Annotated in this window: 12 protein-coding genes and 12 pseudogenes; 4 read left to right on the top strand and 20 right to left on the bottom strand. The window is 39.0% G+C overall.

Going from position 1 to position 19,839, the window contains the following annotated elements:
- Positions 1-99 precede the first annotated feature (99 nt).
- Positions 100-204 (top strand): annotated as a pseudogene (locus ACVRZH_RS05395) (DUF5960 family protein); the annotation flags it as partial.
- Between the two features lie 1,050 nt (positions 205-1,254).
- On the opposite strand, the gene ACVRZH_RS05400 reads toward ACVRZH_RS05395, so the two are convergent.
- The 7 genes and pseudogenes from ACVRZH_RS05400 to ACVRZH_RS05430 form a co-directional block, all read right to left on the bottom strand.
- Complete coding sequence (locus ACVRZH_RS05400) at positions 1,255-3,702, bottom strand: LysM peptidoglycan-binding domain-containing protein (RefSeq protein ID WP_447454295.1); 2,448 nt, start codon at positions 3,700-3,702, stop codon at positions 1,255-1,257.
- Between the two features lie 843 nt (positions 3,703-4,545).
- Positions 4,546-5,061 (bottom strand): annotated as a pseudogene (locus tag ACVRZH_RS05405) (recombinase family protein); the annotation flags it as partial.
- Between the two features lie 225 nt (positions 5,062-5,286).
- Positions 5,287-7,560 carry a heavy metal translocating P-type ATPase gene (locus tag ACVRZH_RS05410; RefSeq protein WP_447454296.1) on the bottom strand — a complete coding sequence of 758 codons (2,274 nt, stop codon included), beginning with the start codon at positions 7,558-7,560 and terminating at the stop codon, positions 5,287-5,289.
- An 18-nt stretch (positions 7,561-7,578) separates the two neighbouring features.
- Entirely contained in the window at positions 7,579-8,028 is a 450-nt protein-coding gene (locus ACVRZH_RS05415; RefSeq protein WP_447454297.1) for a CopY/TcrY family copper transport repressor, read from the bottom strand.
- Positions 8,029-8,163: 135 nt separating this feature from the next.
- Positions 8,164-8,367, bottom strand: a complete 204-nt coding sequence (locus tag ACVRZH_RS05420; protein WP_447454298.1) for a site-specific recombinase resolvase — start codon at positions 8,365-8,367, stop codon at positions 8,164-8,166.
- 1 nt (position 8,368) lies between these two features.
- Positions 8,369-9,052: pseudogene (locus ACVRZH_RS05425) on the bottom strand (phage tail protein); the annotation flags it as partial.
- A 6-nt stretch (positions 9,053-9,058) separates the two neighbouring features.
- A pseudogene (locus ACVRZH_RS05430) lies at positions 9,059-9,442 on the bottom strand (phage tail tape measure protein); the annotation flags it as partial.
- Positions 9,443-9,529: 87 nt separating this feature from the next.
- Between ACVRZH_RS05430 and mazE the strand changes: the two are divergent.
- Together mazE and ACVRZH_RS05440 are read left to right on the top strand one after the other, a co-directional pair.
- A complete protein-coding gene (mazE, locus tag ACVRZH_RS05435) occupies positions 9,530-9,745 on the top strand; it encodes a type II toxin-antitoxin system PemI/MazE family antitoxin (RefSeq protein WP_447454299.1) in 216 nt (71 codons plus the stop codon).
- Positions 9,735-10,076, top strand: coding sequence for a type II toxin-antitoxin system PemK/MazF family toxin (locus ACVRZH_RS05440; RefSeq protein ID WP_447454300.1), 342 nt, complete (start codon positions 9,735-9,737; stop codon positions 10,074-10,076). The genes mazE and ACVRZH_RS05440 overlap by 11 nt, the downstream gene beginning before the upstream one ends.
- Before the next feature lie 166 nt (positions 10,077-10,242).
- Here the strand turns inward: ACVRZH_RS05440 and ACVRZH_RS05445 are convergent.
- The 5 genes and pseudogenes from ACVRZH_RS05445 to ACVRZH_RS05465 all read right to left on the bottom strand — a co-directional run.
- Positions 10,243-10,449, bottom strand: a pseudogene (locus tag ACVRZH_RS05445) (hypothetical protein); the annotation flags it as partial.
- Positions 10,439-11,404 (bottom strand): annotated as a pseudogene (locus tag ACVRZH_RS05450) (phage major capsid protein); the annotation flags it as partial. The pseudogenes ACVRZH_RS05445 and ACVRZH_RS05450, both read right to left, overlap by 11 nt.
- A gap of 18 nt (positions 11,405-11,422) precedes the next feature.
- Positions 11,423-12,118, bottom strand: coding sequence for a head maturation protease, ClpP-related (locus ACVRZH_RS05455; RefSeq protein ID WP_447454301.1), 696 nt, complete (start codon positions 12,116-12,118; stop codon positions 11,423-11,425).
- Positions 12,111-13,394 (bottom strand): phage portal protein, encoded by a 1,284-nt coding sequence (locus ACVRZH_RS05460; RefSeq protein WP_447454302.1) that lies wholly within the window; start codon positions 13,392-13,394, stop codon positions 12,111-12,113. Before ACVRZH_RS05460 ends, ACVRZH_RS05455 begins: the two co-directional genes overlap by 8 nt.
- A gap of 140 nt (positions 13,395-13,534) precedes the next feature.
- A pseudogene (locus tag ACVRZH_RS05465) lies at positions 13,535-13,840 on the bottom strand (type II toxin-antitoxin system death-on-curing family toxin); the annotation flags it as partial.
- Positions 13,841-13,878: 38 nt separating this feature from the next.
- Here ACVRZH_RS05465 and ACVRZH_RS05470 point away from each other — a divergent pair.
- Positions 13,879-14,983, top strand: a pseudogene (locus ACVRZH_RS05470) (IS630 family transposase).
- 3 nt (positions 14,984-14,986) lie between these two features.
- Here ACVRZH_RS05470 and ACVRZH_RS05475 read toward each other — a convergent pair.
- From ACVRZH_RS05475 to ACVRZH_RS05510, 8 genes and pseudogenes are all read right to left on the bottom strand, one after another.
- Positions 14,987-15,055 (bottom strand): annotated as a pseudogene (locus tag ACVRZH_RS05475) (type II toxin-antitoxin system death-on-curing family toxin); the annotation flags it as partial.
- Positions 15,052-15,309 (bottom strand): type II toxin-antitoxin system Phd/YefM family antitoxin, encoded by a 258-nt coding sequence (locus ACVRZH_RS05480; protein ID WP_447454303.1) that lies wholly within the window; start codon positions 15,307-15,309, stop codon positions 15,052-15,054. The gene ACVRZH_RS05480 and the pseudogene ACVRZH_RS05475, both read right to left, overlap by 4 nt.
- A 70-nt stretch (positions 15,310-15,379) precedes the next feature.
- Positions 15,380-16,519 (bottom strand): annotated as a pseudogene (locus ACVRZH_RS05485) (terminase large subunit); the annotation flags it as partial.
- Positions 16,520-16,975 (bottom strand): transposase, encoded by a 456-nt coding sequence (locus ACVRZH_RS05490; protein ID WP_447454305.1) that lies wholly within the window; start codon positions 16,973-16,975, stop codon positions 16,520-16,522.
- Between the two features lie 64 nt (positions 16,976-17,039).
- Entirely contained in the window at positions 17,040-17,369 is a 330-nt protein-coding gene (locus ACVRZH_RS05495; RefSeq protein WP_277696732.1) for an IS630 transposase-related protein, read from the bottom strand.
- Positions 17,370-17,400: 31 nt separating this feature from the next.
- A pseudogene (locus tag ACVRZH_RS05500) lies at positions 17,401-17,838 on the bottom strand (terminase large subunit domain-containing protein); the annotation flags it as partial.
- Positions 17,828-18,919, bottom strand: a pseudogene (locus ACVRZH_RS05505) (site-specific DNA-methyltransferase); the annotation flags it as partial. The pseudogenes ACVRZH_RS05500 and ACVRZH_RS05505, both read right to left, overlap by 11 nt.
- A complete protein-coding gene (locus ACVRZH_RS05510; RefSeq protein WP_447454304.1) occupies positions 18,891-19,346 on the bottom strand; it encodes a helix-turn-helix domain-containing protein in 456 nt (151 codons plus the stop codon). The gene ACVRZH_RS05510 and the pseudogene ACVRZH_RS05505, both read right to left, overlap by 29 nt.
- Positions 19,347-19,839 lie beyond the last annotated feature (493 nt).

The raw sequence follows: 19,839 nt of genomic DNA on the forward strand, positions 1-19,839 counted from the left end.
AAGACTTGGAGTACCCAATTCTAATAACAAAATAACCAATCTGCATAAGACTTTAAGTACATAACATTATTAGTATTGAACTTGTTGAGGAGGTGCTTTATGAATCAGCTTGAGTTTCAGCGTAATCACCTGCAAATGGACTATTACAGCGAGAGCTACCAAGATTTTGAACGTGAGTTCTACCGCTACTCTAACATAGATATCAATACAAATAATAAGAAGAATTTTTTCAATTTGACCGTATTCACAGATATGTAACCCACTATTTTTTCTTAATAAAACCTGCTTTGTCTCCAAGCCAAACCAAGATGGCAACTGCCGCAGCAACAACACTTCCCAAACCTGAACTCATTTCTTGAGATAAATATTACCATTTTTTTGTGCTAAGCTCAATCCTTTAATTTGTTGTACTAATCCATGATTGCCAAGCGGCTTTAATAATGTTGAAACTTCATTTATTAATCTTCATTTTATCATTACCAAGTTTTAAGATGATTAATAGTATATTTATATGGTACAATCATTTGTAGATAGCCCCCTTATATATAGCAATTAAAATCTAAAATTAGTGCAAATAGAAGCCCAAAGGAGATAAAAATGTCTATAAAACAAGCTATTTACCCCTTGCTAATCTCAGTAATAACATCAATTTTTTTCATTATTTCTATACTAGCTTTAAATATAGTTCCCATTAGTGAACAATTTGAAGTTTTGATTCTAATCAATTACATCTTACAAGCATTCTTTTTCCCAATACCGATAATATTTTTTCCAAAATATACTAGGCAAGTAAGCTTTAAAGTTAAATACCTCGTAGTAATAGCGATTGGCATTACTCTAAGTTCCTATCTGGTACTATCTTCACTTTTAGAATCTCGATTAGCTATAATAATAGCCTTAAACATCTCTTTAGTTTTTTATAACTCTTATTTTCTGAATAAATATCAACTAACAATAATTACTACTAGACTATTATTATTAGTCTTAGTATTGATTACCACATTAATCAGTAGTTATGTAAGCTCGTCTTATGATTTAAACTACTCACTTCTAATTCAAGTCGTTTCTCAATTAATAATCAATCAGTTAATATTACTGATTGTATACAAATTAACTACTTAAACTTTACTTTAATGACTAATATGTCTCATAAATCCCTTTACAACGAATTATAAAATACAAAAACACATGAAATACTGCGTTAACAACAATAATTTCATGTGTTTTCACGATTCTAAAAGCTAGTTACTTAAGTTATTTTGTACTATAAAGGATAAAATTAACAAAAGTATTTTTACACGAGGTAGCGACTTTTGAATCGACAAAACCGCTTTCCACTGTGGATAATAAATCCACAAAAGTTTTATTAAAAGTTTCATCTACTGCTTCCGTGATTTCTTTTTTATTACGAGTTACCCCCAAATCTGTGAGATAGTTTTTAAATCGATTCTTATGCTTACCAGAATAATATGATGCAAATGTCTCGCTTAATTTGTTATTCTTTGAAGTATTACTTTTTAAAATACTTGCTAATTCAATTGCATCAGCATCACTACACATGTCTGCATAGCCAAATCTGTTGTATGCCCCTGATGGCATAATTACATTACTTGGTAAATCTAAACTAGGAGAAGAACTACCAATAAATGCTCTAGAAATAATATCAACGTTTACTGATTTATTTTTCTCCCAAACCAACTGAACACTTTTCATAGCACTTGCTAAATCTCCTGCCCAACCGTTCCACGAACCTGGATTAGCAGTTGTATTAAAGTAACTCAATGTCGTAATGGCTAAATGTGGTAAGTCAATTTCGCCATTAAAATCATCAAGTAATATCTCGTTACCTCCATCAATATATTTCTCAATTTTTTGATAAAGGTGCTTATATTCATTTTTCAAAAAATTCTCAAATACTTGATTTGAACCACTTCCTGTTACCAACCTGAATCCTAATCTCTCTAATAAAATCCCTTTTAAACCAGTACTAAAAAAGTATTTTTTAGCAAGAAGGAGTAGAATACTATTATGTACACTTTGCCTATCTTGATGCAAATAACCTCTATTAACAAAATCGATACGTGCTTCTTCAAGTTCTTTAATAATAGGGAGAAAATTACGAATCGTAGCTGAACCGTGACGCTGTCTTGTTGGTAAACTATATTTAAACATAACATCATTTGGATTCGATATAGGATTATGTCCACTAGATGAACTACTTCCTACCAGTGTTGTGCTCGTAATCACTGCTACACATCGGCCATACCAGTATTTCCTATCTGCTAGACCATTGTAACCACCATTTACACGTCTAGTAACTTGTTCAACGGTTGGATTAGTATCACACAAAGAATTCATCCCATTCTTATGCCACCAAAAACCAGCACTTGTCCAAGGATAATGTGATGCAACATATGAAACCCCCTCATTAACAATACGTTGGTCTCCAATAGCATTGGCAAATTGAGTATAGTTATATCGACCTGTTAGCTGAATATAGCCCCCACCTTTATATTTAGGTCCATCACCTGGATAAGTATTTCCCAAATCTGATCGACCATTATAAGCTTCTCCAGAAGCAAGTTCCATTGTCCATTTCCCTCCACCAGACTCGTGGCTACATTGGCTAATAAAGTGACGAATGCGAGATAAAGTTGTGATATTATATCGGCGTAAACAATTATTTAAATCATTAATCATGCTCGTATTAACGACAGTCCAACCAATTTGACGTAGTTGTTCTGCTGTAACAAGATAGCCATTACCTGTTAATGAGACATTACCATCGGTTATAGGTTGACTTTGTGAAGCAATACCATTTATTCTTAGAACCTGACCTGCATAAATTAAATTAGGATTACTAATGTTGTTTAAACTTTGAATAGAAGCAACTGTTGTGCCAAATTTTGCTGCAATTCCACTCAAAGTATCTCCTGATTGGACTGTATAACTTGTCATAACTGTTCCTGAAGATGAATTCCCAGATGAGACACCTTTATGAGTGATTCTTAGAACCTGACCAGCATATATTAAATTGGGATTACTAATATTGTTTAAACTTTGAATAGAAGCAACTGTTGTGCCAAATTTTGCTGCAATTCCACTTAAAGTATCCCCTGATTGGACTGTATAACTTGTCGTAACCGTTCCTGAAGATGAATTTCCAGATGAAGAAACACCCTGACGAATGATTAGAACTTGACCTACTTGAATCAAGTTAGGATTACTAATATTATTCAAAGATTGTAAGGTTGATACTGTTGTTCCAAACCTAACTGCAATTCCACTTAAAGTATCCCCTGATTGGACTGTGTAAGTTACTTTAGAGCCATTATTACCTGTATTAGGTTTATTTGGGACATTAGGTGTACTAGGTGTTGAAGATACCGATGAAATTAGTCTCAAGACCTGACCAACATAGATGGCATCAGGATTAGAAATCCCATTTAATCGTTGTAATTCCGCAACTGTTGTTCTGTGACGTTGTGCGATAGCACTTAAGGTATCGCCTGATTTTACCGTATAATAACCATTTCCTGATCTAACTGGCGGTAATGTTTTACCACTCACTTTAATAACTTGCCCCACTTGAATATGGTTAGGATTTTTAATACCATTCAATCGCTGAAGTTCAGCAACTGTTGTTTTGAATTTAGCTGCAATTCCACTTAAAGTATCGCCTGATTTTATTGTGTAGTTCATAAATGTATTTCCTTTTATCTTTCTATAATTAAACTATGAATAAGAGCATTTGAGTTGTTCATTTCATTTAAAAGCTGTAGGACTTCTAATTGTAAGCACTTGATTACCTCCTTCACTTACTAGGCACAGTTTTACGACGTTTAGTCTAAAAATTTTTTTAAAACTTGCCCTTACACTTTACTAAGTAAAATTGGAGACCATTTTTCCGCTTTTTCGTAAAAAAAATAAAAAAAAGTAAGAACACAACAAATGAATTCCTACTTAATAGACTATTAACTATATACTCACTATTCATTTAAGTGCAGAAAACGTTTGATAGTTCTAATTTAAACCAAATTGAAGGTACTTTCTATTCACACAAAACTCCTAATCAATAGAATAAAAACGTACCCAATGAGTTAATGTAAATAAAATCAGATAGTTTCTACTATCACTTCTACTCAAGCCAAAAAAATTACTTACTATAATACTTCCCCACAACACAAGAAAAACCTTGCAATCAAGGCTTTTACGATCAGAACTACTCACTCCACATGATTCGTCTTTGATAACATAAAATTTAACGATTTACTTATCAAAGGTGTCTCAACGAAAACATATCATTACTAAAAACTTTACTTTCTATCTAAAGATAGTTTAAAAGCCTTGGAAACAGCTTATTCCAAGGCTTTCTTTGTATTCTATTGTATCAATTTCCTTATTCCGATTTCTGTTGCTATCACTTTAATCATACAATCTAACCTTTATCCTCTCAGGGGGGTGCAAAAATAGTCCCGTAGTTTCTCATCCCATTATAACACAGAAAACAAAAAAAGGCGTGCCAAACTGACACGCCCTTATCATTTATAAAGCAATCTGTACGCCATTTTTAAAAGTTAGACTAATTGTCTTGCCCTCTTTGATATCCAATCGCTCGACACTAGTCTGCCAGAGTTCTTGGTTGAAGGCTGTGATGAGGTCATCCTGCTCTTTGAGTTGCTGGATAAAACGATCAAGCCTTATGCTTTTACTTTTCTGCTCTCCCAAGATTGAATTGGTCTCATGTAGCTCTTTCTGTTTTTCTTGGTAGGCTATTAACAGAGTATCGTATTGCTTTTGGTAAAGCTCTTGATTCTGAGCCTTCCTTGCATTCCTATCAACTAAATCCATTATGTCTTGTCGGATAGTTTCAAGTTGTTGCTCCAAATCATCAATCCTGTCTTCAAGTGGCGTAGTGTCTTTTGCCATGTCAATTAAACGTTCCGTAATGGCAATAATCTCATCTCGATTACTGAGGAGCTGATTGATGGCTGAAAGAAACCATGCTTTAATCTCTTCTTCCGTCACATGAGGTGTCTGACATTTGTGCTCACCCTTGTATATCATTGTTGAAAAAGCCCACAAAGCACCTACGATTAGTACGAGTACAGTGAGCACAATCATTCGTACTCTTAATTTTTTGAGTTTCTCATTAAAAATCGTGTTGGTAGAAAAATCGTCTACTTCTACCAACACGATTTTACAAAGAGCCATTACTTACATCTCTTTTTCTCCTGTAAAACTATTGTATCTTGATACTTTAAGGAGTTTCAATCATTCGATCTGTTAACCGTTATTTTTTGGATCTAAACGTAATAACATAGCATTAATGGCGACGATGACTGTTGACACAGACATTAGGATTGCTCCTAATGCAGGGCTTAATGTGATACCAATAGGAGCCAAAATTCCTGCAGCTAGAGGGATAGCTATAAAGTTATAACCAGCTCCCCAAAATAGGTTTTGTTTCATTTTACGAGTTGTTTTGTGTGCTAAATCAATGAATGATCCAATATCTCCTGGATTGGATTGAGTCAATATGACATCAGCTGAATCCAACGCAACTTGAGTTCCAGCACCTATAGCTATACCAATATCTGCTAAGGCAAGAGAAGGAGCATCATTTACACCATCACCTACCATGATAACTTTCTTTCCTTCATCTTTAAGTGTTTTAACTAACTCATATTTGTCTTGTGGAGATTGATTTGATCTATATTCAATCCCTAAATCTACTGCCGCGCCTTGAGCCGCTTTTTCATTATCACCTGTTGCCATAATTGGTCGAATATTGTTCTTTTTAAGAGCTTTAATTAACTCTTTACTTGTTGGTTTTAATTCGTCCCCTAAAGCTACAGCACCAATGGCATCATCGTTTTCTACTAAGACACTAAGAGTTGCTCCTTTTGGAGTATCCATATCAAGATTACGTCCATAGGCTTTTTGACTGATTAATTGGTAACGGTGCCCACCTGCTTTACCCTCTACTCCAGAACCGGAAATCACATCAATCGAATCAAAAGATGCTGGACGTATATTTTGCTGCTCGGCGAAACTTACAATTGATTGAGCAATTGGGTGGCTAGATCCTCCTTCAATACCTGCCAATAAGGCAATGATTTCCTCTTTTGTATATTTGTCATTAAGAAGTTTTACATCTAATACTTTAAATTCACCAGTTGTTAAAGTACCCGTTTTATCTAAAATCATCACATCTGCATCTTGAGCTATTTCTAAGGCTTGGCGGTCTTTTACTAGTAAGCCACGGCTAGCTCCTAAGCTTGTGCTACGGGCGGTTACCAATGGAATAGCCAGACCCAATGCGTGAGGACAAGCAATAACTAATGTAGTAATAGTAAATATAACTGCCGTTGGGATATCTCCAATAATCATCCACACTACAAAAGCAATTAGCGCGACAATAACAGCAATATAGAAGAGCCACCCTGCAACCTTTTGCGCAATATTTTCTGCCCTGGAAGGCTGACTTTGAGCTTGGCTGATTAAATTCTGTACTTGAGAGATAAAGGATTGATCACCTGTCTCAAGCACTTTAATATAAAGAACCCCTTCTCCATTTGTTGAGCCCCCGATTACTTCATCGCCAGGGCCTTTTTTTACTGCTTTTGACTCCCCAGTTAGAAGAGCTTCATTTAAACGTGATTCGCCACGCTCGATAATCCCGTCTGCTGGCACATTTTCTCCGGCTTGAACACGAATTAAATCACCTACCTGTAAGTCAGCAACTGGACGTATTTCAATTGAACCATCTTCTAATACAACGTGAGCATCTTTCGGCACTAACTTAGCCAATGCTGCTTGTGCGTCTCCTGCTTCTCCAATAGCTTTCATCTCAATCCAGTGACCTAATAGCATGATTAATAGTAATGAAGCAAATTCAAAGAAAAAGTCCATCACGTGTTCACCCGTTACGTAGGTAATGATCACAGCATAAATACTGTACAAATATGAAACACTTATACCTAAAGAAACGAGTGCCATCATTCCAGGTTTTTTTTGTTTAAATTCGTCAACTGCACCTTGATAGAATGGACGTCCACCATAAATAATTAATATAGTAGATAAAATAGCTACTACAATATCAGAATATGGAAAAGTAAACTGGAATGGTAGTTTAAATCCATGCAAAGGGGAAAAGAACATAATAATGATTCCTAGTGGCAATGACTTTAAGAAAAGTTCCTTAAAGCTTCCGTGATGATGGTGGGCATGCCCACTGTGTCCGCTGTGATCATGTCCACTGTGTTCGCTGTGATCATGTCCACTGTGTTCGCTGTGATCATGTCCACTGTGCCCGCTGTGGTCATGTCCACTGTGCCCGCTATGATCATGTCCACTGTGCCCGCTGTGATTAGGCCCACTATGCCCGCTATGATCATGTCCACTATGTCCGCTATGATCATGTCCACTATGTCCGCTGTGGTCATGCCCACAGTGCCCGCAGTGATCATGCCCGGCATGATGTTGATCCTTATGGTATCCATGTTTATCTGTGTTTCCATGCTCGTGTTTTAACTTATCCATGTTATCATTATTCATTTTTAATTCCTCCTTATGTTAATGATGATGTAAATGACACTCGCATTGTCCTTCTGGACAATTGCAATCCACTTCTTCTACTGCGAAAGATTTTTTTATCTCTAATATTTTTTCTAGTCGATCTATATCATCGAAGCTTAAGACATGATCTTCAATGATGCTTCCTATTACATTTCCGACTTTCTTTTTGCAAATACGGTTAAAAATATCTTCTGCATAATCCCTTACGGCTTCTTTCTCTTCAATATTGGCAGTGTAAATAAACTTTCTACCTTCTTGCTCTGTATTTAGTACGCCTTTTCCAACTAATCGACCTAAGATCGTTTTGATAGTGGATTGTGTCCAGTCCATTTTTTCTTGCAATACAGAAATGACTTTTTTACTAGTTACTCGATCATTTGCCCAAACTACACGCAGGACCTCCCATTCAGCATCTGTGATATAAGTATTAAATTCTATTGTGCTCATTCTCCTCCCCCTAGCTGTCTACAGGTGTAAACAAATACAACCAAAATAAGTTTACCATTGTAAACGAATTATGTCAAGTCTTTTTAATAAATTTAAGCAATGGTTTCCCACTGTCGTTACAGCTTTTATTCTACTTTATAAATCAACCTCAGTTCCTTCCAGGAAGCGAACGGTTATTTCGCCATCAAACCCTATCCTGATATAGTCGAGCACTCGGTACATGTCTGAAGGGTTGAAGTCTATCTTCTCCTGCCTAAGCAGGTCACTCAATGCCATGCTGTAGTGCTTATCAAGCAGGCGATTCTCTGCTAGGATGTTCTCCCAGTTGACATCAAGCAAATCATGGTCTAACTCCTCTCAAGCCTTGTTGACGTTCTAATTCATACAGTAATCGCTCACCTACCATATCCGCAAGACGTGTCAAATCCATCTCCTCACGGATGGCATTACCAGTGATGGTAATCTGTATAGGCGGTAAGCTTCCTGCCATGGTTTTGGCAATCCCACGACCAATAGCTCCAAGCGTCTGCTCATTCAAAGGTAGAACCGCTTCTCGCCCTGCTTCCCCACCAACCATCAGACTATTGCCGTTCATGTCAAAAGCTGTGGGCTTGGTTAAAATACCTCCTTTGGCATACCAGTCAATGGCAATAGAAGGTAAGCCGCCTTTCAACCAGTCAAGTGGATCAGGAGACCCCGACACCCTGAAGTGCGGTAAGGGAATATGTGGCCATCGTATTTGGAAATTAAAGAGATTCTTGATGGCTGAAATAGCACTTGAAACGGCATCTCTTGCACCATTAATAGCGGTCGTAATGGTCGACTTAATCCCATTCCAAATGGAAAAGACCGTCCCACTAATATTGGACAAAACTGACGAAATGGTCGACTGGATACCAGACCAAATGGAGGATACCACGCCACTAATGGCTGTTAAGAGATTGCTCGTGGTTTGTCTAATCCCATTCCAAGCGTTAGAGATGTACTGACCGATAAAACTCAAGGCAAGCGAAATAAGGGACTTAGCTTGTCCATAACTTTCAAGCGTTGAAGTAACCCCTGCGAGTTTGCTTTCGTAAGATGCTAGTACCGTCTGAGTCGTTTCGATCTCACGTTGAAAGGCTCGGTACTGGTCTTTACCAATATTGCCTGCCTTGAACTGGGCTTCAACTTGCGACTGAGCCTGACGAAGCGTTGCCAATTTTTCTTTGGTTGTCTCGATTTGTTTGGCCAAGACTTCCTGCTTTTGGGTCAAAAGAGTGACATTGCCAGTGTCAAACTTGAGAGCCTTGTCAATCTGACGCAGTTCCTTGGTGGCTTCAGAAGCCTGTTTGTTCACACCCTTTAAGGCATTTTGTAAGGGTTGGGTATCACCACCGATTTCAATGGTAATGCCCTTAATGTTTCCTGCCATCGTCACTCCTCCTCTCTAAATGAATATGACTTGACTTCCTCTCCTTTTCGGTGTATACTTGTATATACAAAAAGGAGGGATTACTAAATGGTACTCGTTAAAGCAAGAAAAGTCGGAAACTCCGTGTCTGTTACACTTCCAAAAGAATTTGGAATTGAAACCGGTCAAGAGTTCGTTATTGAAAAAGGTAAAAACAATGTTCTCATCCTTGCACCAAGATTGAAGAATCCTTTTGACGGAGAAACTGACCTTAGAATGACTGATGATTTTGAAGGAGTTAAACTACTAAGCAATGAATACTAGATATATCCCTGAACAGAAAGATATCATCTGGATTGATGTCGATCCATCAGCTGGGCGTGAAATTCAAAAGCGAAGACCTGCTTTAGTCATTTCAAATACCAATTACAATAAACAGACTGGCTTTGTAGCAGTCTGTCCAATCACTCATGGACAAATGAAACTCAAAGAACAAGGCCTCCTAGTTGACGTCATAAATGATAAAGTCGATGGTTCAGTAAACCCGCTCCAACTTCACACTTTCGATTTCCGCTCAAGAAAATCTGAAAAAATCACAGAATTAGATGATTTCTCTTTTGTTCAGGTTAAACAACTAATACAATTCATTTTCTAATCTTAAAAAGCATCAAAGTCAGCTTGGGTAGCCTTACGGCTATCCCTTTTTTCTTTTGTCCTTAAAGTCACATAATCCGTTTGGTAATCAAGAGCCATCCCAATCGAGATATGCTTTAAATCGTCAATGGAAAGTCCAGTCTCCTTACAACAAGAGAGGTAGCTTTCTACAGTGAAGACTTCTTCGCTCGCTCTTTCTGAGTGATCTGCTTTTTTCTCGTGGTCATCCCCTGATGTAACATCTCCATCAAGACTGGTGCCACTTCTTGAACAGGGAAAATCTCCATCTCTCTAAAGAAGTCCACGAAAGGTTTGACCCTTGGGTTGGCAGACTTGGCAAAGACCCAAAAGAGACGGTGGAAAAAGGTCATGTTGACCTACCTGTGTAGACGGCTGCCAGATATAGTTGCCGTTATTGTCCTTGAGTTTACGAATGGCTTTGACAGTTGTATCGTGCAAAATCCATGCTGCATTCTTACGATAAGGAGCAGGCAATGAGTGATAAAGCTCAATCATATCGTCAAAGGTGATGTCTTTTGTGGCTGTTGTTGGACCAGTGACATCAGCTTGTGTGAAGATACCAGTTGGTTTCTTAGAGCCGTCTCCGATAAGAAAGGCCTTCTCTTCTTCTGTTCCAATACGACGGGCAAACTCTGTCGTCATATAGGACTCAAGATCAAATACTGAATCATTTAACAGCTCCTCTGAAATGCGAATCGCCGTCCCAATCTTATGGGAATCAAGTGTCACATGACCGAAAACGTCATCGCTTTCAGGGTAAATGCCATTTTCATCCATCCACGAAGCTGATCCATGCCCTGAGACAACTGGAATCTTACGCTCGCCACTTGACGTTTTGATAACTGTCGCAAGCTTGCGAAAGAAGTTCTCTTCTTGAAGACCTTGAACCAATTTCTTCTCGTATTCATCTGGAACTAAGTGTCCACCTTCTGTATCCTCACCCACACGCAGCACATCTTTAATATCAAAGAAGTGACGCTTACGCACGTTTGTCCAGAAGGTTTTGGCATAGACATCAGAGGAAATACCCTTTTTCTCATCCTCTTTTTCAGAGTCCTTGATGACAGTGGTTGGTTGACTAGTCAGAGCTTGTGAAGTTGGTTGAGCCAGTTCAAGGTCAATCTTTTCTTGACGCTCCAGGCGAGCAATCTCTTGATTGTAAAGAGTGATTTTTGCTTCCATATCATCATAGCGTTTGGAATCTTCCTCAGATACAAGTCCATCTTCTGTTCGAACAGAATCAAGGAAGGTTTTTGCTTGTTGCCAAGCTAGGTTACGTTTTTCTTTCAATTCAAGTAATTTAGACATCAGTTCATATTCCTTTCGTTATCTGAGCAAATTCAATCGTTTTTCCAACTGATTGATAGGGATTGTTTTCTTTGGTTGTTGGACTTCAAGCTTCGCCTGCATTTTGACAAGTAAATCTTGTTGGGCAGCAGTTCGACTGAAAGAATAACTCTCAATATCCGTTCCATGTTCCCCTTGTTTGTCAAAGAGAATCTTGTCCGCAAAGCCCAGTTCAACAGCCTTTTTGGCATTGAACCAAGACTCTGAGTCCATGAGGTGTGATAGCTTGGTTCTTGAAAGTCCTGTTCTTAATTCATAGGCATTGATGATGGACTCCTTGATTTCACCAAGCATCTCAATAACTTTTGCCATATCCTTGGCTTCACCTTGTGCAATCGTCCAAGGATTGTGGATCATCATCATGGCAACAGGACTCATAGAAACCGTTGTACCTGCCATGGCAATGACACTAGCAGCACTTGCAGCTAATCCATCAATTACGACATGAACATCACCCGTGTAATCCATAAGCATGTTATAGATTTGAGCAGCCGCAAAAATATCACCCCCTGGACTATTAATCCAGAGGGTGATGTCTCCGTTTCCTGCATGTAAATCATTTTTAAATACTTGTGGTGTGACTTCATCGCCAAACCACGTCTCATCCGCAATCTGTCCTTCTATACGAAGTGTTCGACCACTATCATCTTCTGTAAAATTCCAAAACTTATGCATCCATATCCTCCTCAGATTGAGTTTCTTGTTCTAACGGTGCTTGTTTCATAAAGCCACCCGCATCCTTTAGTTTCGTCATGTTTCCGTTTATCAAGTAGAGATTGCCTCCTTCCTCATCTGAAAGGAGGTTCAAGTCCTCAAGTTCACGAATATCATTCGTCGATAGCCAGCCATTTTGTCTCCCAATCGCATAGCCATTCATTCGACTCTGATAGTCACCACGAAGAAGACCATCCACATTAAACTTTACAAAGTAGGTTTTCTTTTCTTCGGGTAAAAAAAGAGACCTCTTGAAAGCCTGTTCGAGACGAACTACCCAAGGGTCTAATGTATATTTAACAAATTCTAGAGATTGTTGTTCGATGTTAGAAAAAGAGGACTTCTCCAAATCCCCAACCATGTGTGGTGGGATACGATAGAGCCTTGCGATTTCATTGAGCTGAAACTTTCTCGTCTCTAAGAACTGGGCTTCTTCTGGTGGGATACCAACTTGAGTGTACTTCATACCTTCTTCAAGAACAGCCACCTTATGGGCATTGGTTGCTCCATTATAGACCGCATTCCAAGAGTCACGGACACGTTTTGGGTCTTTGAGAATCCCCGGGTGTTCCAAGACACCACCAGGATTAGCACCATTTTTAAAGAATGATGCCCCATAATTTTCCGTAGCCAAGGTCATACCGATAGCATTTTTTGCAAGGGCAATTGGAGAATAGCCAATCAATCCATCAAAACCAAGCCCCGGTATATGGAGCACGTCTTCTTGTTTTAAGATGACTGCCCCTTTATCCTTAAAGTTTGGATTTTCCTCGGTTTTTCTTTGGTACTTATAATAGAGTCTTCCACTATCATCTCGGTGAACAGACATCTTATCTGGCAAGAGTGGGTAAAGGCTAATGACATTGCCACTCCTCTCTCTGATAATCTGAACATAGGCATTTCCCCAGATTAAAAGATGAGTCATCAAGGTCTCACGAAAGACAAAAGACGACATCTCAGGGTTGGGTTCATCATGGAGTAAGAAGTAAAGTGGATGATCCATCTTTCTCTCCTTACCGTTGATTGTTCTTCCATAAACATGGAGAGGAATACTTGCGATAGCTTCTGCCAAGATACGCACACAAGCATAAACTGCTGTCGTCTGCATAGCCTTAAACTCATCCACATTCTCCCCACTGGTCGTTCGACCAAACATATAGGAAAAATCCTGCCCCTCATAGCTATTCTGCGGCTTATCTCTAACACGCTTACGTCCCAGTAAATCTAGTAGTCCCATACTTCCTCCTTTTGAGTACGAAAAAAGCACCTCAATTGAAGTACTTTTAGTCTATTCTTAAAGTATCACCAATCGACCTTCTTCAAGTTGATACCACATTTTGTCACTTTCTTGAAGTTATATCCTCAATAAGAAAAGTTTTAATGATTCCGAATGTATTCTAAAATTGCATCATAATCTAATTCTGATGAAGCTACTCCAAGTCCTAGCTTCACTACTTCATCATCACTCTGATTTAACACGATGCCATTTAATTCTAGGAAAATAATCATGACAAAAACTCCAATTCGCTTGTTCCCATCAAGGAAGGCATGATTATTAACTAGCGAATAACAAAGTCTAGCAGTCTTTTCTTCAATACTTGGATATTTCTCAACATCAAAATAAGTACTAAAAGCTGAAGATAATGAAGATTCTATTAAACCAACATCCCTAACACCATCTAATACTTAACTAATTTCAGAAACTGAAGTATAATAGAAACATGGAATTTACTAACGAAATGATTACAGAGCTCAAAACAGCTCTAAAAGATAAAAACTTAGCACCTTATCACAAACGTATTCAAGCAGTTTATCTCAGGGCAATTCAAACTCCCTACAAATTCATTATGGATATGCTTGATATCTCACATGATACGGTTTGGAGATTGACGAAGAAATATCAAGAACATGGTTTAACAGGCCTTGTTTCAGATGCTAGAGGAGGTCGTCGCCACTCTTATATGACAGTTGAAGAAGAAGAAGCTTTTTTGAGTGAGCAGTTAGCTTCTGCTGTAAATGGAGAGTTTGTAACTGTTGAATCCCTCTATAGAGCTTATCAAGATAAACTTGGTCGTACGACGACTAAAGATGGTTTTTACCAACTATTGAAACGTCATGGATGGGTCAAAGAATCAAGAGATTCTTTGAGGTGGGAGATAGAGCTTACGCAGTAAGCAACAAAAGTAACTCCCCGTCCAGAACATCCAAAGAAAGCAGACGCCGAAACGATTTTAGCGTCAAAAAATAAACTCTTTGTACAAGGAAAAATCAAGTAAGCGATTTCTTGAACAAAATGCCTATAAGCAAACCCGTCTTATGTATCAAGATGAGGCAGGGTTTGGTCGGATTAGTAAACTGGGGACATGTTGGAGTCCTAAAAACTATCGTCCGAATTTCTCAAGCCATCACATCCGAGAATTTCGTTACTGCTATGGTGCGGCAGATGCACATACAGGGGAATCTTTCTTCATAATAGCTGGTGGTTGTAATACCGCTTGGATGAATGAATTTTTACGTCAACTATCAAAAGCTTATCCCAATGACTACATCATTTTAGTCATGGACAATGCCATTTGGCATAAATCTCAGGCACTTGAAATACCTGATAATATTGAATTTGCGTTTATACCACCATATACCCCAGAGATGAATCCAATTGAACAAGTTTGGGCAGAAATCCGCAAGCGCGGATTTAAGAACAGAGCCTTTCAAACATTGGAATCAGTCATTGATAAGCTCCAAGAAATCATTCAAGGGTTAGATAGTGAAACTCTAAAAAGTATTGTCCATAGAAAATGGATTTGTTCAGATTTTGAAATCAAATGAGTATAAACCCCCAGTAGCTTGAATTAACCTAGTGTGTAATTCAATAACCTGTTCAACAGTTAATACTTTCATTTTGCCAATTCCTTAAATGCATCAAGATGGCGTGATAAAACCGAAGTCGCAACTTCATCCAACGTTGATTGTTCAACAACCGTAGGGGTTGCCTGGTCCTCTTTAATTAGACTCTGATAGTCCACTAATACATACTTTGGTGTGTTATTTTTCAATATTACTGCAGTACCATTCGTATCGACCATACGAGCTACCTTAGAAAAGTTTTGATTTGCTTCAGAAATAGAGACTAAGTTTTCAATATTGATTTGCATTGTAATATCCTCCTTTTCTCTATTCTACCACTTTTTAGGATATATTCAACCTATTTAGGTTATTTTCATCCTAAAAACTCAATATTCCACGTTCATCATACACACTTCCTTCATCGGTTTGATGACGTATACAACGGTCAAGTCCCATGATAAGTGCCACAATACCGTCAATCTTCTCGACAGACTTTTCCTTATCTGGCTTGATGTTGCCAGCAGGGTCTTGTCGCATGACCACATTTTGTCCCATCCATTTGAGGACTGGGTGCCCACCATGTTGGATTTTCCCTTCCATCATCAGTTTGTAGAGTTCCTTGGACGGTGGACTCATATCTTTATAGCCCTGTCCAAAAGGCACCATGGTCAAACCCATTCCCTCAAGGTTCTGCACCATCTGTGTCGCATTCCAACGGTCATAGGCGATTTCCTTGATGTGATAGGTTTCAGAGAGTTGTTCAATAAAGGCCTCGATGAAACCATAGTGAACAACATTTCCTTCGGTTGTCTTGATATAGCCCTGCCTTTCCCAAACGTCATAAAGAACGTGGTCACGACGGCATCTGAGTTCCAAGGTATCTTCAGGTAACCAAAAGAAGGGCAAAATAATGTAGTTCTCCTCGCTATGTCGTGGTGGAAAGACCAAGACAAAGGCTGTAATATCTGAAGTGCTTGATAAGTCAAGCCCTGCGTAACAGTCACGACCTTTTAGAGATTCATAGTCGATAGGGGCATTGCCTTTCGCATAGACATGTTCAGGAATCCAAGCCACGCTGGAACTCGTCCACATGTTGAGACGGAGTTGCTTAAAGACATTCTCCTCTGCTGGGTTATCAAGAGCCTGTTGATAGGCTTCACGAACACGGTCAATCCCAATGGTGTGACCAAGCGAGGGATTGGCTTTCAGCCAGTTGGCTTCGTCATTCCAATCATCTTCATCAAAAAGACCGTAGACTACTGGATAAAAGGACGTGTCCTTCTTTCGACCTTTAAGGATATCGAGAGCCTTGGTATGGAGCTCATAACAGATGGAGTTTTTATCCGTTCCAGCTGTCGTGATGATGAAAAAGAGGGGTTGTTCCCTAGCGTCACCAGAACCTTTGGTCAAGACATCATAGAGATGGCGATTGGGTTGGGCATGGATTTCGTCAAAGACTAGTCCTGACACGTTGAGTCCGTGTTTGGTTCCTGTCTCAGCAGATAGGACTTGGTAAAATCATTTAGTTTTAAAATAGTATTCTAAAGCAGACTGAACAGAACATCCTGTTCTTAATAACTCAGTCACCTTTCTTTTTAGAGTAGCCCAAAACTGTTCAATGGGATTGAGTTCAGGAGAATAGGGTGGCAAAGGAAGAAAGTAATGCCTGCTTGCTATAGAACACTCATCAAGGTGCTTTTTAGGATGAAAAGTAGCATTATCCATAATAATCAGATGCGGCTCTGATAAGCACGGTAATAGTTCCTTTTCATACCATGTCATAAAGAGATCTGCTGTCATTGTGCCCTGATATAACAATGGTGCTACAATTTGGGAACCAATTTGCCCTGCGACAACTGAAAGCCTTTCAAAGCGACGTCCACTGACTTTATCATAGACTTTTTGACCGCGTACAGCTCGGGCTTTTTGACGATAAAGATAGGTATCAATGCCAGTTTCATCACTATAGACAATTGGGGTATTAGGAAAACATCCTAGAACATCTAAGTAGCGTCTAACCTTGTCACTATCTTGTTCTTTATAGGTTGTCGTCTTTTTTTAAAGTGATGTTCAGTTTTTTTAAGGCTGCCCAAACTGAAGGAATACTGCAGTCAAAATGCTCTGCTATTTCCCTTAAGAAAGCATCTGGATGTTGGCTAACAAAGGCTTCTAACTCATCCAATGGCAATTTGCGAGGGCTTGGTTTCCTTTTTTGACGCTCCAAATGCCCAAGTTCTTTGAGTTGTTTCTCCCAAAGATACAGTGTATTAGTGCTAATGCCAAATAACTGACACGTTTCTTTTTTGGAATGACCAGTCTCTACATAAGCAATAACGCGTTTTCTAAAATCTATTCCGTAACTTTTCATAAGTATAGTATAATAAATACTATACAGAAACTAAAGGATTATAAAATCCAGCATTGGAATAGTTGACGATCCTCTTTGTCGCCCCCACAATCTTGGAGCGTTTCTCAAGCGGTCGACTCATGAGAACCATTTGTTTGGCGACATCAAAGACGATAGACGCTTGGTTTCGGTCACAAGCCGCCCCATAAACTTCGGCACTGGCTTCATTGTTGGCGTACAAAAGATAAAGGGCAATAGCTGCAGCGAGTTCAGACTTGCCGTTTTTCTTTGGAATTTCAATGTAGGCTGTCAGAAACTGACGGTTGCCATCTTCCTTAACAATCCCAAAGAGGTCACGGACAATATGTTCCTGCCACGGCAACAAATCAAACTTCTTCCCTGCCCACTTACCTTTGGTGTGGGCAAGGTTGTTAATAAAGGTGACTGCCCTATCTGCCTTTGCCTTGTCGTAACGAGAAGTCGGATGCATAAAGGGTTGACCCAGACCCAAGGAAAGGATCCAATACCAAAGTCCCTCTCATGGATGAATTTTGAATAGGGTAAGCCATGAGCTGAATCGGCTTCATGGTTGGATGGTCTTTACTGGACTTAGGACGGTCGTATTCCCAAATGGTTGTCTGTTTACGGTCACTGAACCACTGGTGTTTGCCTTTTTGACGCCACCCGTATAAAACTGGCTCATGTCGCCATTGATAAGGACTGCGTCCAAGAACTAATGAATTCTTCTTCCAAATGCAGCACCCACTCAAATAAAATCCTGCATCCTTGAAAGCTTTTCTAAAGTTAAGACCTTCCGTATCCGCATGGAAAACATAGATGGAGGCATCAGCTTCCATGTGGTTCTCAACTTGAGTAAACATAGCTAAAAGAAACTGATAAAATTCAGAATCACCCATATTGTCATTTTGAATTTTACCTGTCGTCTTTTCAACATCGCAATTATACGGCGGGTCTGTCACAACAAGATTGACTTTCTTATCACCTAAAAGTTGGTCGTAGGTTTCTGCCTTAGTGGAGTCACCACAAATCACTCGGTGTTTACCAAGTTGCCAGACGTCCCCACGTCTTGCTACTGTCGGTTTCTTCAACTCCTCGTCCACATCAAAATCATCTTCAGATAACTCCTTGTCATGAATGTTGGAGAGAATGTCATCAATTTCTGGTGGTTCAAAACCAGTCAGGTCGAGATTGAAATCAGCCTCCTGTAAATCCAAAAGCAAGTCCGCCAAAAGCTGGTCATCCCATTGACCGGTGATTTTGTTAAGGGCAATGTTCAGTGCCTTTTCATCTTCCTTGGATAAATCGACAATGACACATTTGGCAGTTTCATAGTCTAAGTCCTTCAATACAGTTAATCGTTGATGACCACCAATTACCGTCAAGTCTTTATTGACGATGATGGGGTCAACGTAACCAAACTTGAGTAGGCTTTGCTTAATCTTTTCATACTCCCTGTCACCCTTTTTTAGTTTTTTTCTAGGATTGTATGAGGCTGGGTGTAGTTCAGACAATCGAATTTCTCTAATTTCCATTGTTGGTTGACTTGTCATTGGTTTCTCCTTTATAAAAGCGTGATTGAATGTAACATGTATGGCTACAAAATTTTCTACTTGGATTGGCATAAGATAAAAATGACCTGCCACAGTTTTGGCAAGTCAATTCATCATATGAGATTTTGGTTTTGTCGTGCTGGTCTCGATGGGTATCCCAGTGAACTTTGCGACACTTAGCAGAACAAAACTTTTTGGGTCTGCCTGTCGAATGATGAAGAAGTACCTGATGGCAGGTCTTGCAATAAATACCCCACCCCTCATCCAAGTTCTCTTTGACAAGGCTACCCAATCCCTTTAACTCAGGATGACGTCCACAATACTTTTTGACAGTATCACGAGAAAGGTTTATGGTCTTAGCAATAGTACCATACCCCACCCCTTCATGACGAAGTCGCCAAATCTGTCGTTGCTGGCTTTCGTTCATTCATTTACCTCCTTGCTAAAAAATGACCTAAAAGAGCTATTTTTGAGCCCTTTTATATCTATTTTCTGCTATTTTTTCTTACTAAAAAACGAAACAGCCCCTCCCTATAAAACTAATAACCACAAGGCTTTATCTACCGAAAATCTCATTTTTAGTGTACCCCCTCCCCAATTTTGCGAAATTGTACGTTTGAGGGGGCGTCGGTCTTTGTGGGGCAAGGGTTTAGAGATTTGTACCCCCTACCCCTGAAGATGAGTTTTATTTGCGTTTAATAATAATTTTCGTTATAATGTATATACGATATATACAGGAGGTTAAATCATGACTACTATTACTAAAAATTCTCAATTTAGCTTTAGAACAAATGAAGATTTACTATCCAAAGCTAAAGAAATTGTTAGCTACGAAAACATTGATATGTCAACACTCTTCAATAACCTGTTAATCCAAGTAGTGAATCAAGGTCAAGTTCCCTCTCTGCTTTTAAACGAGG

Source organism: Streptococcus fryi (assembly GCF_053206505.1).

Bases quoted from the DNA above. Each gene is read 5' to 3' on its own strand.
- ACVRZH_RS05460 (WP_447454302.1), bottom strand. From the start codon at position 13,394: ATGGGACTACTAGATTTACTGGGACGTAAGCGTGTTAGAGATAAGCCG.
- mazE (WP_447454299.1), top strand. From the start codon at position 9,530: ATGGTACTCGTTAAAGCAAGAAAAGTCGGAAACTCCGTGTCTGTTACA.
- ACVRZH_RS05495 (WP_277696732.1), bottom strand. From the start codon at position 17,369: ATGAAAAGTTACGGAATAGATTTTAGAAAACGCGTTATTGCTTATGTA.
- ACVRZH_RS05400 (WP_447454295.1), bottom strand. From the start codon at position 3,702: ATGAACTACACAATAAAATCAGGCGATACTTTAAGTGGAATTGCAGCT.
- ACVRZH_RS05510 (WP_447454304.1), bottom strand. From the start codon at position 19,346: ATGAACGAAAGCCAGCAACGACAGATTTGGCGACTTCGTCATGAAGGG.
- ACVRZH_RS05440 (WP_447454300.1), top strand. From the start codon at position 9,735: ATGAATACTAGATATATCCCTGAACAGAAAGATATCATCTGGATTGAT.
- ACVRZH_RS05455 (WP_447454301.1), bottom strand. From the start codon at position 12,118: ATGCATAAGTTTTGGAATTTTACAGAAGATGATAGTGGTCGAACACTT.
- ACVRZH_RS05410 (WP_447454296.1), bottom strand. From the start codon at position 7,560: ATGAATAATGATAACATGGATAAGTTAAAACACGAGCATGGAAACACA.
- ACVRZH_RS05480 (WP_447454303.1), bottom strand. From the start codon at position 15,309: ATGCAAATCAATATTGAAAACTTAGTCTCTATTTCTGAAGCAAATCAA.
- ACVRZH_RS05415 (WP_447454297.1), bottom strand. From the start codon at position 8,028: ATGAGCACAATAGAATTTAATACTTATATCACAGATGCTGAATGGGAG.